The sequence below is a fragment of the Roseobacter sp. AzwK-3b genome (assembly GCF_000170875.1).
GTDB classification, from domain to species: domain Bacteria; phylum Pseudomonadota; class Alphaproteobacteria; order Rhodobacterales; family Rhodobacteraceae; genus Roseovarius; species Roseovarius litoreus.
Map to the genome: position 1 here is coordinate 15134 of NZ_ABCR01000003.1, position 12772 is coordinate 27905.

Below are 12772 nucleotides of genomic sequence, written 5' to 3' on the forward strand. Positions count from 1 at the left end.
GACGTAAAAGTGCCGCTTGCCGCGACAGTCAGAGCGAGATCACCAACCCGTCTTCCGCTTTTTCGAACTGCCCAGCAAGATCGCGTGACAGCATGTCCTCGTTCATATGGGTCAGGATCAGGCGTTTTGGCGCCAGACGCGGAAGATGCGACCCGAGCGTCACGAGATCGAGATGGAAAGGCACTTTCTTTTCAAAGAAATACGCCTCGGCAATCAGACAATCCGCATCGCTGCACACATCATAGAGCGTATCCACCCATTCGGTATCGCCGGTATAGGCAAGGCGCTTGCCCTCCACCTCAAAGCGATATGCCAGGAATGGCCCGTCCACGGGACCATGCCGCACCCGCGCCGCCTTGACCGTCACGGACCCGATCACAAGCGGCTCTCCCGGTTGCAGCTCGATCAGCTGCAGGTCGAATTTCGGCACCGTACCGCTCGAGCCCGCAAAGGCCGTTTCCATCACCTGCACGAACGCCTTTTGCAGACCTTCGGGGCCGACAATGGTCAGCGGCGCCCGGCGCTTGGCGAAAAACTGCGCATCCAGCATGAAATACGGCAGCCCGCCGAAATGATCCCCGTGAAAATGGGTGATGAATATGGTGTCGATCGCGGCGCGGTCGATCTGCATGGCCTTGAGCGCAATCATCGACGACGCCCCGCAATCAATCAGAAAACGGGTCTCTTCGGTGGCCACATGGAAGCATGTATTGAAGCGTCCCCCACTGCCGAAAGCGTCGCCCGTCCCTACGAATGTGATCTGCATCTGGTGCCTTTTCCAGTGTCTCGCCCCGGCGGAATACAAGCTCCAGATCGTTTGAGTGTCAATTGACGGCCAGAAGACCGCCTGAAGAAACACCCGCAAGCAGTTGTTTATATGAAATAAACAAAAACCGCCCCTCCACCGACAGCGACCGAACTCTTCCAATCCCTCAATATTCCACATATTGGAACACTGTACTGAATATCAGAATACATTTGCCCCATCCAAAATGTTCTGCTATTCAGGCTGCAATTCCAAATAACGGGACGATTCATGGACTCGACCGTCGTCAAAGCCTTCTCCCTTCTGGAGATCCTCGCCCAAAGCGACCAGCCACTCGGCGTGACCGATCTGGCAGGTCGGCTGGGCCTGGGCAAAAGCAACGTCCATCGTCTTCTGCAGACCCTCATCGCGCTCGATTACGTCCAGAAAACCGACGGCGCGGGCTATATCGCGACGCTCAGAATGTGGGAGTTCGGCAGCAGAATCGTGTCGCGCATCGTCTTGCGCGACGTGGCACAGCCCACCATGCGGCGCCTCTCGACGCTCACCAAGGAAGCGGTGCACCTGTCTCAATACGAACACGGCGAGGTCATCTATCTCGACAAGATCGAAAGCAAGGAACCCGTGCGCGCCTACACGCAACTCGGTGGCCGTGCGCCCGCCTATTGCACCGCCACCGGCAAGATCATGATGGCCTACCTCCCCGAGACCGAGATCCGGCAGGTCTATGACAGCGTCGAAAAATGCACGCCGAGCACCGTCACGGACGTGGAAACCTTTCTGGCGCAATGCTCCGAGGCCCGGCTCCGGCGCTACGCGCTCAACACCGGCGAATGGCGCTCGGACGTGATCGGCCTTGCCTCACCCATCGCGGACCGCAGTGGCGTGGTCGTATCGGCCATCGGCATCTCGGCGCCCGCAAGCCGTCTCGGGGCGGGCGAGATCGAACGCTACGCGCCCGAACTGGTCGCGGCGGGCCGCGACATTTCCCTGCAACTGGGCTGCACCGCCGACCTCTGGGACCGGCTGGGGGCCGTGCAATGACCCTCCGCCGCGCGCCGACACCCGACTGATCCCTCAAATATCAAGGATTGAACCAGACCATGTCCTCACTGAATGGCATCAAAGTCATCGAGTTTTGCGAAATCGCGGCCGGCCCCTTTTGCGGGATGCTGCTGGCTGACATGGGCGCCGATGTTATAAAGGTCGAGCGTCCGACCGGCGATGCGATGCGCACATGGCCGCCGCTCAGCGACGGCTACAGCGAAAATTTCGCCTCGGTCAATCGCGGCAAACGCTCGATCTGCCTGAACCTGAAGGATGCGGACGACATTGCCCACGCGCGCCGGTTGATCCTTGGCGCGGATGTGGTGCTCGAAAATTTCCGCCCCGGCGTGATGCAGCGCAACGGCCTCGATTACGCCACCATGTCCGCGCTGAACCCCGGCCTCATCTATTGCTCGATCTCCGCCTTCGGTCAAACCGGTCCCCGGTCCAAGGAAGGCGGCTTCGATCTCACCATGCAGGCCATGAGCGGCGTGATGAGCGTCACCGGCGAACCGGGCGGCGCGCCCGTGAAATGCGGCGTGCCCCTGTGCGATTTCGTCTCCGGGCTTTACGGGGCCTATGGGATCGCCGCGGCCCTCAATGCCCGCGCAAACACCGGCAAAGGCCAGCATATCGACGTTTCCATGCTGGGGGCGACGCTTGGGGTCTCGGCCCTCCAGACCAGCGAATTCTTCGGCACCGGCAAAGCCCCCCGCAAGCTGGGATCGGCCCATCCGCGCAACGCCCCCTATCAGGCGTTCGAGGCCGAGGATGGCCATTTCGGCATGGCGGCGGGCAATAACGGCCTCTGGGCCTCGGTCTGCCGCGTCGTGGGGCGCGAAGATCTTGAACAAGATCCCCGCTTCATCGACCCCACAACCCGCGCACAAAATCAGGACACGCTGCGCGATCTGCTCGAGGCGATCTTCCGCACGAAACCCATCGCGCATTGGATCGCGGCCTTCAGCGAGGCGGGCGTTCCCTGCAGCCCGATCAACACCTATCCCGAAGTTCTGCAGGACCCACAAGTGGCGCATATGGGCTGGGTGCAGCAGATCGAGCTGCCCAACGGCGTGAACACCCAGACCTTCGGCCCGGTCTTGCGCATCAACGACGCGGCGCAGTCGGTCACCCGCAGACCCCCGGCCCTTGGCGAGCATACCGACGAAATACTGGCCCAACTGACAGCCAGCGGCGAGGCATAGAACAACCGATGACCGCTCCCGCCCCCAAACTTCTGGTCGATCAGCACGAGGATGTGCTCACCCTCACGTTCGACACTCCGACCAAGGCGAACGCGCTGGCGCCCGATGTCGTCGAGCAGATGATCGACACGCTCGACACTGCACAAGGCGTGCGCCTCGCGGTCCTCCGGGGCAATGGCAGGAATTTCTGCGCGGGCTTCGATCTCTCCGGTCTCGAAGACATGAGCGACGGGGATCTTCTGTGGCGCTTCGTGCGGATCGAGATGCTGTTGCAGAAGGTGCACAAGGCGCCCTTCCCCACCCTTGCCCTGGCCCAGGGCCAGGTGGTCGGCGCAGGCGCGGACCTTTTCGCCGCCTGCTGGAAGCGCATCGCGACCCAGGACACCAGGTTCCGTATGCCCGGCTGGAATTTCGAGCTGGCGCTCGGCACAAGGCGGCTGGCGCAGCTGATCGGTATGGACGGCGCGCGCGACATGCTGATCGACACCCGCGCCGTGTCCGCCCCGGAAGCCGTCTCGCTTGGGCTGGCCACGGACATCGCCGAGCCCGCCGACTGGCCCGCGCTGATCGACCGCCTCGCCGCCCGCGCCCGCAGCCTGCCTGACGGCGCCACCCGCGACATGCTCCGGCTCACAAGCCCCGACACCGATGATCTCGACCTCGCGGCAGTGGTCCGAACCGCCGGACGACCCGGCCTCAAGGATCGCATTCTCGCCTATCGACGACGGATGGAGGCCAAAAGCAAAGAGAAACCCGCGGCATCCCCTGCAGGGTGACACAGCCGCGACCGCAGACACATCGCTCGGGCGTGAGGCCCGACGATGTCGAGACTGCCCCGGAGGAGGAGCACAGGTGACGGGCGCTGCCCGCCACGCAACGAAGGAGGAGACACCATGACCAAGACCTTGTTGAAATTCGCCATATCCGGCACGTTCGCCGCCCTGATGAGCACAGCCGCCATCGCAGAAGAGATCAAACTGGACAAGCCCGCAGGCTACGGCAACCGTCCCTTGACCGTGATTGTGCCCTATGGCGCCGGAGGCGGCTCCGACCAGCTGTCGCGCGCCATGGTCAAGGCGGTCGAGGAAGAAACCGACCTGACATTCCAGATCGTCAACAAGCCCGGCGGCGGTGGAACGGCCGCGATTCCCGACTTCATGATCGCACCTGCGGATGGGCATACCATCATGCAGCATATCGACACCGCCGTGGCCGCCTATGCCAAGGGCGATATCCGCGAGAACCCAGCAGAAGACTGGATTCCGCTCTGCACCACGCAGATCACCTTCAGCCAGATTTATATCCGTCCCGAAGAAGACCGCTACACCGACTGGGAGAGCTTCTTGGCCTATGCCCAGGAAAAACCGGGCGAGCTGTCGATGGGCCTTCTGGGTAAGGTCGGCTCGATGGAGCTGGTGACGATGCGGCAGCTTTCCTCGGCTCTGGGCCTCGATCTGCGTCAGGTGACATTCGACAAGCCCGCGGAAACCTATGGCTCGCTGATCGGCGCACAGGTCGACGTGCTGTTCGAGCAGCCCGGCGACGTCCGCAGCTTCCTTGATGCCGGTCAGATGAAACCGATCTTGACCATTCTGAACGAGCGTCCCGCAGCCTTCGCCGACGTGCCAACGCACCGCGAAGTCGGTGCCGATTTCGACCCTCTTACCCGCTTCCGCGGCTTTTACGTGAAGGCAGGAACGGCCCCCGACCGGGTGGAATATCTCGAGAATGTCTGCAAGGTCGGTTTCGCCAACGAAGGCTACGCCGCGTTCAACGAATCCAAGTACATGAACCTGATCGACAGCTTCCGCGACAGCGAAGGCTCCAAAGAGCTCATCGCCAAGACCATCGAAAGCTACCGGACGATCTACAAGGAAATCGGCCTGATCCAATAAGGCAGGCGCCTCGCAATGCAGGTCCGGAGTGCGCGCCACTCCGGGCCAGCACCCGCCTTTGCCAGCCGCCGTTCGCCTCGGGAGATAAAGCCAGATGAGTCACTCAGACCAAGCCGCCCAAGCACCGGCTCCATCATCGTCGCGCTACATGCGTTTCATCGCGGAATGGTGCTTTTGGGCCGTGCTGATCGGGATCTACTATCAGCAGACCACGTATTTCGAGAACCATATCGAAAACTACAATTTCGGCGCCGCAGGCTGGCCACGCGTCATCGCGCTTGCGGCCCTCGCAGGCGCGACATTCCAGCTTGTGTTGCAGGTGCATACGCTGCGCTCCGGCCTGCCCTTCGAGGAGAGCGCACAGATCTCGCTGAATATGCCCGCCCGCGACTGGATCCATCGCATCGCGATCTTCTGCTGGCCCTTCGTGTTCCTCTATGCCACGCCACGCATCGGCGCTTACGTGTCGCTGCCCCTGTTCATCCTGGGCCTTCTGTTGCTGCTCGGTGTGCGCCGGATCAAGCCGCTCGTGCTGGTTCTGGCGGTGGTCTACGGGCTGATGCTCATCGTCTTCACCCGCTACTTCTATGTCGCCCTGCCCGTCGGGGCCGAGGGCATTTTCTACAACATCAATATCGCGATCATCGAGTTCGCACGCATGGGAAGGTAATTTGATGCTCGAGCAGTTCATTCAGGGCACACTGACGCTCTTCGGCAGCGGCACCTCGGTGATGATCTTTTTCCTCGGCCTGATCGGCGGGATGCTGTTCGGCGCCATTCCCGGCGTCAACATGCTGACCTTGGGGGCGGTGCTCCTGCCCTTCACGGTCGCGATGAGCCCCGACAACGCGATCATGCTCTTTTCGGTCATCTATTGCGCAGGCGTGTTCGGCGGCGCCATAACGGCGATCCTGTTCAATATCCCCGGCGCCCCCGAAAACGCGCCCACCTGCCTTGATGGCTACCCGATGACACTCAACGGGCAGGCCGGCAAGGCCATCGGCGCGGCGGTGAGTTGTTCGGCCATCGGCGGGACCGCCTCGGCGGTGGTGATGATGCTCTTTACCGGGGTCGTGGCCTCTTTCGCCGTGCGTGCCTTCGGTCCGCCCGAGATCTTTGCGCTCATCATCTTCGGCCTCACGGTTTCGGCCTCGATCGGCGCCAAGACGCTGTGGAAAGGCTGGCTGTCGGTCTTCGCGGGCCTGATGATCGCCGCCGTCGGAACCGATCCGATCGGTGGAACGCCGCGCTTCAGCAACGGCAACATCCTCGGGATGGAGTATCAATCCTACTACCTCTCCGCAGGCGTGCATTTCATCCCGATGATCCTCGGCTTCTTTGCGGTCTCCGAAGTTCTGGGACAAGCGATCGCCATCTCCAAGGGCGAACGCAAACGCCCCAAGGCGAATATCGAATTCCCCACCATCGCCGAATTCGTGGCAGTGCGCTGGACGATCCTGCGCTCCACGCTGATCGGCATGTTCGCCGGTGTCCTTCCGGGGATCGGCGCCACGCTCGCAGCCTTCCTCGGCTACAGTCAGGCCAGGCAATGGTCCAAGAACCGGGCCAATTTCGGCAAGGGCGAGATGGAAGGCGTCGTGGCCTCCGAAACCGCCAACAACGCGGCGACCGGCGCGGCCATGATCCCGCTTCTGGCGCTCGGCCTGCCGGGCGGGGCGCTCACGGCCATGATCATGGGCATCTTCCAGATCCATGGCATGGAGCCGGGTCCGCTGATCTTTATCACGTCGGGCGATCTTGTCTGGGTCACCTTCGCGGCGATGTTCTGGGCCAATATCCTCATCATCTTCCTGGGCTGGCTGCAGACCAAGACCGTGGTTCACATTCTTCGGGTGCCCTTCCGGTGGCTCGCACCGGGCATTCTCGTGCTGGCGATCATCGGCTCTTATGCGCTGCGCAACCTGTTCATCGACGTGTGGGTGATGTTCCTGGCCGGTGTGATCGGCTACATGCTTCGGACCACCGGCTATTCCGCGGCAGGCGTCGTGCTCGGCCTCATCCTCGGAGGCATCGGCGAGTCGGCCTTTGCCAAATCGATGCAGTTGCTCGATTATCAGGTCCTGGAATTCTTCCAGCGTCCGATTGCGGCAACCCTGCTGATCTTGTCGATCGTCATGCTCGTGGTCAGCGTCGTCAGCGAATGGCGACAAGGGCGCAAGACGCAACCCATCGAGATCTGACGCCACACACGCGTACGGCCCGCAGCCACACTAGGCCCGGGCATGACACGAGCCAAACACAAAACACTCCCGGCCTCACCGCCGGGAGTGTTCCATTTCGGAAAACGCGAGTCCCGCCCGCGCCGGATCGCAGCCCACTTTTTCGCACATGCGTGATTGATGCGTACAGGTCTGCGCAACTCCCTCCCCGCACGCCATCCCGGAAAAAGACAAGCAACAGCGTCCCACCCATAAAAAGCGGACGCATGTGGACACATCAGGACAATGCGGATTTCGGATGGTGCCCAAGGTGGGATTCGAACCCACACGCCTTGCGGCGGGGGATTTTGAATCCCCTGCGTCTACCGTTCCGCCACTTGGGCACAGTATCCGTCTACCCAAGCCTCGCGCCCTCGTCCAGAGCCACTGACGGAAATTTGCACAACTCGTGCTTGACCGCCCGGCCCCTGCATGCTCAGACGCCCTCACCCCGGCAACAGGATGCCCCATCATGCTCAGACGGCTTTATGACTGGACGATCCGCATGTCCGACCACCCCCGCGCACTTTGGGTGCTGGCGGCGGTGTCTTTCGTGGAAAGCTCGGTCTTCCCGATCCCGCCGGATGTGCTCATGATCCCGATGATCCTGGCGCGGCCCTCTCGGGCATGGCTGATCGCTCTGGTCGCCCTTGTCAGTTCCGTACTCGGCGGGATCCTGGGCTATGCGATCGGCGCGCTCGCCTATGAACAGGTGGGCCAGCCGATCCTCGAATCGCTCGGCAAGGGCGACGCCATGACCGAGTTCAACACCCGCTTCAACGATTTCGGCTTCTGGGCGGTGCTGACCGCCGGGATCACGCCGTTTCCCTATAAGGTCATCACCATCATGTCCGGCTGGACCGGGATGCCGCTGGTCACCTTCATCGCCACCTCGATTCTCGCGCGGGGCCTTCGGTTCTTTCTCGTCGCCGCCCTGCTGTGGAAATACGGCGCGCCGATCCGCGATTTCATCGAGCGGCGTCTGGGCCTGATGGCCATCCTTTTCATAGCGCTGCTGTTTGGCGGCTTCTATCTGGTGCGGCACCTGTGATGCCGTCGCGCCGCATATGGATCCTGCTCGCGGCGGGCGGGTCGGCGGCGCTGATGCTGGGCGCCCTCGGCTTTCAGTATCTCGGTGACATGCCCCCCTGCAAACTGTGCTACTGGCAGCGCTATCCCCATTGGGCCGCTATCGGCATCGGCGCGGCAGCCCTGCTGGTGCCGATTGCGGCGCTGACGCTGCTTGGCGCGCTCGCCGCCCTCACCACCGCCGCCATCGGTTTTTATCACACCGGGGTCGAGCGGGACTGGTGGGAAGGCCCGGCCTCCTGCTCTGCCGGTGGCGCCTCGGGGATGAGTGCCGATGACCTCTTCGCGCAGATCATGGCCGCCCCCCTCGTGCGCTGCGACGAGGTGCCCTGGCAGATGTTCGGCCTCTCCATGGCCAGTTGGAACACGCTCGCCTCACTGGCGCTTGTCGCCTGCTGGATCATGGCCTTCCGCCGGGCCTGATTTGGGTCTGCCGGGCCGCGTTGTGTACAAGATGGACACAAATTGCGCCAAACGGATCCCGGTTCGTCCCAATCGCGTGTAGGTTTCGTACAAATCCTACACATCGCCCCCCGATCAGTTGCCGGATTTGCGGGTGTTGAGCAAAAGGCTGGTTTCCGAGCTGGCAATCCCGTCAAATCTCCGGATTTGCCCCAGAATCGCGTCGAACCCTTCCAGCGTCTCGGTCCCGATCTCAACAATCAGATCCCATCGCCCATTCGTGGTATGCACCGCCCGAACCGCGCTCAACCCATTGATCTGACGTATTATTCTATCCGTGCCGCGACCTTCGATCCCGATCATCATCAGCCCTCGCACCGGGTCTCTGGCGGTATCCGCCTTCAGGACGACTGAAAAACCAAGGATCTCCCCCGAGGCTTTCAACCGCTCGATCCGCCCCCGCACCGTGGTCCGCGACACCCCCAGCATCATCGCCAGATCCGACAAGGACGCCCGCGCATCATGCCGCAGCGCCGAAATCAACTTGCGATCCGTTTCGTCCATATCGTCCGTTCCGGCTGTCATTTCGGAGATTATACCATCTAAATGTGCAATTTGACCGCTGTAAATCAACCCATATCGGCGAAATATTTCCCAAGTCTTTATATGGGATTTTCCGTACCATGCCTCGAAACTGCGTTCTGATCGGCGCCCCGGTGGATAGCGGCAAACGCCGCCAAGGCTGCCTCATGGGCCCCGACGCCCTCCGCATCGCCGGTTTGCACGATGCCCTGACAGGCCTCGGCCACCATGTCACCGACCTTGGTAACCTCTCCCCGCGGCCTGTCGCTGAACCCTGCGACATGCCGGCCCATATCCACGCCCCGCACCAAACGAAGTCTTGGGCGCAAGCCATTGCAAACGCAATAGAATCCATCTCCGCAGATGACCTGCCGATCTTCCTTGGCGGCGATCACAGCCTGTCCTTGGGGTCAGTCCCCGGCATGGCCCGCCACGCCGCCGCACAGGGCAAACCCCAATTCGTGCTCTGGCTCGACGCCCATAGTGATTTTCACACACCGTCAAGTTCGACCTCCGGGAACCTGCATGGCACCCCCCTCGCCTATGCCACGGGAAAAAAAGGATTTTCCGGTTTCCCACGGGTGCAGCCCCCGGTCCCCGAGGACCATATTTGCATCCTCGGCCTGCGCTCGGTGGATGCGGCGGAACGTGACATGCTGCAAGCCTCCGGCATCCGCCGTCACGATATGCGCGACATCGATGAGACCGGCATCGCCCGCCCCCTCGCCGCCTTCCTCGACACGGTCGCGCAGGCAAATGGCGCGCTGCATGTCTCGTTCGACGTGGATTTTCTGGACCCCGGCTTCGCCCCCGCCGTCGGCACCACCGTCCCCGGCGGCGCCACCATCCGCGAGGCGCATCTGGTCATGGAGATGATCTGCGACAGCGGGTTGATGAGCTCTCTGGACCTTGTGGAGCTCAATCCGTTTCTCGACGAGCGCGGCCGCACGGCACAGGTGATGGTCGATCTCGTGGCCTCGGCCCTTGGTCGCCGCGTCTTTGACCGCCAGACACAAGCCTTTGGATAAAAGGAAAAAAACCATGACACATTCTGCACCTTCAGCCAAAGCTCTAGTGCCCTTCGTCTCGGTCGAGGCGATGATGAAGCTTGTTCATCACATCGGCATCGAGCCGATGCTGCGCGGTCTGGCCGACTATATCGAACAGGATTTCCGCCGATGGGAGCTTTTCGACAAGACCCCCCGTGTCGCCAGCCATTCCGCCCAAGGTGTGATCGAACTGATGCCCACCTCCGACGGCGAGGTCTATGGGTTCAAATATGTCAACGGCCACCCCGGCAACACCCGTCAGGGGCTGCAGACCGTCACCGCCTTCGGTCTTCTGGCGGATGTCGGCAATGGCTACCCTGTGCTTTTAAGCGAGATGACGATCCTCACCGCGCTGCGCACCGCAGCCACCTCGGCGATGGTGGCGCGGCACCTTGCGCCGAAAGGCGCAGACACGATGGCGATGATCGGCAATGGTGCGCAGTCAGAATTCCAAAGCCTCGCCATGAAGGCGATCTGCGGCCTCAGATCGGTGCGCCTGTGGGATATCGACCCCGCCGCGACACACAAAGCAGCAAACAATCTCAAAGGCTTGGGGCTAGATGTTCATGTGTGCAACAGCGCCGAAGCCGCGATCGAAGGCGCGCAGATCATCACCACCTGCACCGCCGACAAGCAATACGCGACGATCCTGACCGACAACATGGTCGGCGCCGGTGTCCATATCAACGCGATCGGCGGCGACTGTCCCGGCAAGACGGAACTGGCCCCCGCCGTCCTTCTACGCAGCGACATCTTCGTGGAATATCCCGACCAGACCCGGATCGAGGGCGAAATCCAGCAATTGCCCTGCGATCACCCCGTCACGCAGATCTGGGAGGTCATCGCGGGCCGCAAACCGGGGCGCACCAGCACCGGGCAGATCACGCTTTTCGACAGCGTCGGCTTCGCCATCGAGGATTTCAGCGCCCTGCGCTATCTGCGGGACGCGATCAAGGGGACCGATCTTTACATGGAGCTGGATCTACTGGCCGACCCCGATGATCCGCATGATCTGTTCGGGATGCTGCAGCGCGCGGCCCCCTGAACGCGTTTCGCTTATGCTCAGATCAAAGGCGGAACGCTTCAGGCCGCATCCCTCATCAGCGCCACCAGATCCGCCACCTCCAACGGCACCGGATTGCCCTTCATCGACGAGGACCCAACCGCTGCCTGCGCCAGATCCTTGTGATCCGCTGCCCGAACGCCCATTGCCGCAAGGCCGGGAAGACCCGCGGCCTCGGCCCAGTGGACAAGCCGATGGGGCGCCTGATCGGCGGTGCCGCCCAAGGCATCGGCGATCCATTCCGACACTTGCGCCAGACGCCCGCTTGCATCCCCCGTCGCACGCTCGGCATTGCACTCCAGAACGAAGGGCAGCAATCGCCCGCAGACCGCACCATGCGGCGCCCCGGACATCCCACCGATCGGCCCGGCCAGCCCATGCACCGCCCCAAGCGCCGCGTTCGCCAGCGCCAAGCCGCCGTAAAGACTGACCAATGCCATCGCGTCACGCGCCTCCGAGGACTCCCCCTCCTGCAGACGGCAGAGGGCCTGCAGACCACGCGGAATGGCATCCCGGCAGAGCGCATCGGTCAGGGCATTGGCCTTGGGGCTGACATAGGGCTCGATCACCTGCGTTACGGCGTCCAGTCCACTGGCAAGGGTCACGGCCCATGGCGTGCCATCTGTCAGAGCCGGATCGACAATCGCCACATCCGCGATCATGCGCGGATCACGCAGCGACACCTTGCGCCGCGCCTCCGGCACGGCAATCACCGCATTCTTCGTCACCTCGGCCCCAGTTCCGGCCGTTGTGGGAATCGCGACGAAGGGCAAGGGCGCATGATCCAGCGGAAGGCCCTGCCCGACCACCTCGAGATGCTCGAGCATGGGCCGTGTCGCAGGCACCAACGCCGCGATGGCCTTGCCCGCATCGATTACAGATCCACCGCCACAGGCGACGATCACGCGCGCGCCGCATCTGCGCGCTGCGGCCACCCCCGCCTCGATCAGGACGACATCGGGCTCTTGGGGAACGGCAAACCCCTCGACCTGAACGCCAGATGCGGCCAGATCATTGCGCAACCACGCGACACGGTCGGCAGCGGCCCCATGCACCAGCAAGACGCGATCAGCCCGCTGCGCGATCCGCGACGCCGCCTGTTGCGCCATGCCCCGCCCAAACAGGATTTCCCCCGGCGACAGGAACGAGAAAGCGGCAAGCGTCATGGTGATGGTCCTTTTCATGGTGCGTGATCCTGTCTGTCACAGGGTTAGCGCGCAGAAAAGCGTCTGCTGGCCGATGCGCGCAAGAAAAAAGGGGCGCCAGCATGGCGCCCCTGAGGTTCACGAGATCAGGCTCACTCTTTGTACCGCCCGGTTTCTGCCTGCGGCCTGATCCGCGTCGGGGACGAGCGCACTCGCCCCGGAACACGATGAGTCGAAGCTGGTTCGCCCCCACCCTGTTTCTGTGACCTCACAGGACCACCCGGCCCCGTGCTGTCCACGCGCCCCCCGT

13 protein-coding genes and 1 tRNA gene are annotated in these 12772 nt (G+C 62.5%); 10 read left to right on the top strand and 4 right to left on the bottom strand.

Annotated features, from left to right (window positions below):
• Positions 1-28 precede the first annotated feature (28 nt).
• A complete protein-coding gene (locus RAZWK3B_RS06335) occupies positions 29-766 on the bottom strand; it encodes an MBL fold metallo-hydrolase (RefSeq protein WP_007813343.1) in 738 nt (245 codons plus the stop codon).
• 270 nt (positions 767-1036) lie between these two features.
• Between RAZWK3B_RS06335 and RAZWK3B_RS06340 the strand changes: the two genes are divergently transcribed.
• The 6 genes from RAZWK3B_RS06340 (at position 1037) to RAZWK3B_RS06365 (ending at position 7114) form a co-directional block, all read left to right on the top strand.
• The gene (locus RAZWK3B_RS06340; RefSeq protein WP_007813345.1) at positions 1037-1810 is read left to right on the top strand and encodes an IclR family transcriptional regulator; all 774 of its coding nucleotides are present in this window, start codon (positions 1037-1039) and stop codon (positions 1808-1810) included.
• A gap of 59 nt (positions 1811-1869) precedes the next feature.
• Positions 1870-3018 carry a CaiB/BaiF CoA transferase family protein gene (locus tag RAZWK3B_RS06345; protein ID WP_007813347.1) on the top strand — a complete coding sequence of 383 codons (1149 nt, stop codon included), beginning with the start codon at positions 1870-1872 and terminating at the stop codon, positions 3016-3018.
• An 8-nt stretch (positions 3019-3026) separates the two neighbouring features.
• Entirely contained in the window at positions 3027-3794 is a 768-nt protein-coding gene (locus RAZWK3B_RS06350) for an enoyl-CoA hydratase/isomerase family protein (protein WP_007813349.1), read from the top strand.
• A gap of 117 nt (positions 3795-3911) precedes the next feature.
• Complete coding sequence (locus RAZWK3B_RS06355) at positions 3912-4913, top strand: tripartite tricarboxylate transporter substrate binding protein (protein WP_007813351.1); 1002 nt, start codon at positions 3912-3914, stop codon at positions 4911-4913.
• A 94-nt stretch (positions 4914-5007) separates the two neighbouring features.
• Positions 5008-5583, top strand: a complete 576-nt coding sequence (locus RAZWK3B_RS06360; RefSeq protein ID WP_198133259.1) for a tripartite tricarboxylate transporter TctB family protein — start codon at positions 5008-5010, stop codon at positions 5581-5583.
• Between the two features lie 4 nt (positions 5584-5587).
• Entirely contained in the window at positions 5588-7114 is a 1527-nt protein-coding gene (locus RAZWK3B_RS06365) for a tripartite tricarboxylate transporter permease (RefSeq protein ID WP_007813354.1), read from the top strand.
• Positions 7115-7392: 278 nt separating this feature from the next.
• Here RAZWK3B_RS06365 and RAZWK3B_RS06370 read toward each other — a convergent pair.
• Positions 7393-7476: transfer RNA gene (locus RAZWK3B_RS06370), tRNA-Leu, on the bottom strand.
• Positions 7477-7604: 128 nt separating this feature from the next.
• Here RAZWK3B_RS06370 and RAZWK3B_RS06375 point away from each other — a divergent pair.
• Together RAZWK3B_RS06375 and RAZWK3B_RS06380 are read left to right on the top strand one after the other, a co-directional pair.
• Positions 7605-8183, top strand: a complete 579-nt coding sequence (locus RAZWK3B_RS06375) for a YqaA family protein (protein WP_007813357.1) — start codon at positions 7605-7607, stop codon at positions 8181-8183.
• Positions 8183-8644 (top strand): disulfide bond formation protein B, encoded by a 462-nt coding sequence (locus RAZWK3B_RS06380; RefSeq protein WP_007813360.1) that lies wholly within the window; start codon positions 8183-8185, stop codon positions 8642-8644. Before RAZWK3B_RS06375 ends, RAZWK3B_RS06380 begins: the two co-directional genes overlap by 1 nt.
• Before the next feature lie 114 nt (positions 8645-8758).
• Here RAZWK3B_RS06380 and RAZWK3B_RS06385 read toward each other — a convergent pair whose 3' ends face one another.
• Positions 8759-9187 carry an Lrp/AsnC family transcriptional regulator gene (locus RAZWK3B_RS06385; RefSeq protein WP_007813361.1) on the bottom strand — a complete coding sequence of 143 codons (429 nt, stop codon included), beginning with the start codon at positions 9185-9187 and terminating at the stop codon, positions 8759-8761.
• A 119-nt stretch (positions 9188-9306) separates the two neighbouring features.
• Here RAZWK3B_RS06385 and rocF point away from each other — a divergent pair, with 119 nt between their 5' ends.
• Together rocF and ocd are read left to right on the top strand one after the other, a co-directional pair.
• On the top strand, positions 9307-10233 hold the full coding sequence (gene rocF / locus RAZWK3B_RS06390) for an arginase (protein WP_037295221.1): 927 nt from the start codon (positions 9307-9309) through the stop codon (positions 10231-10233).
• A gap of 13 nt (positions 10234-10246) precedes the next feature.
• Positions 10247-11299 (top strand): ornithine cyclodeaminase, encoded by a 1053-nt coding sequence (gene ocd / locus RAZWK3B_RS06395; protein ID WP_037295223.1) that lies wholly within the window; start codon positions 10247-10249, stop codon positions 11297-11299.
• Positions 11300-11337: 38 nt separating this feature from the next.
• Here ocd and RAZWK3B_RS06400 read toward each other — a convergent pair whose 3' ends face one another.
• A complete protein-coding gene (locus tag RAZWK3B_RS06400) occupies positions 11338-12501 on the bottom strand; it encodes an iron-containing alcohol dehydrogenase (RefSeq protein WP_007813372.1) in 1164 nt (387 codons plus the stop codon).
• Positions 12502-12772: the final 271 nt, after the last annotated feature.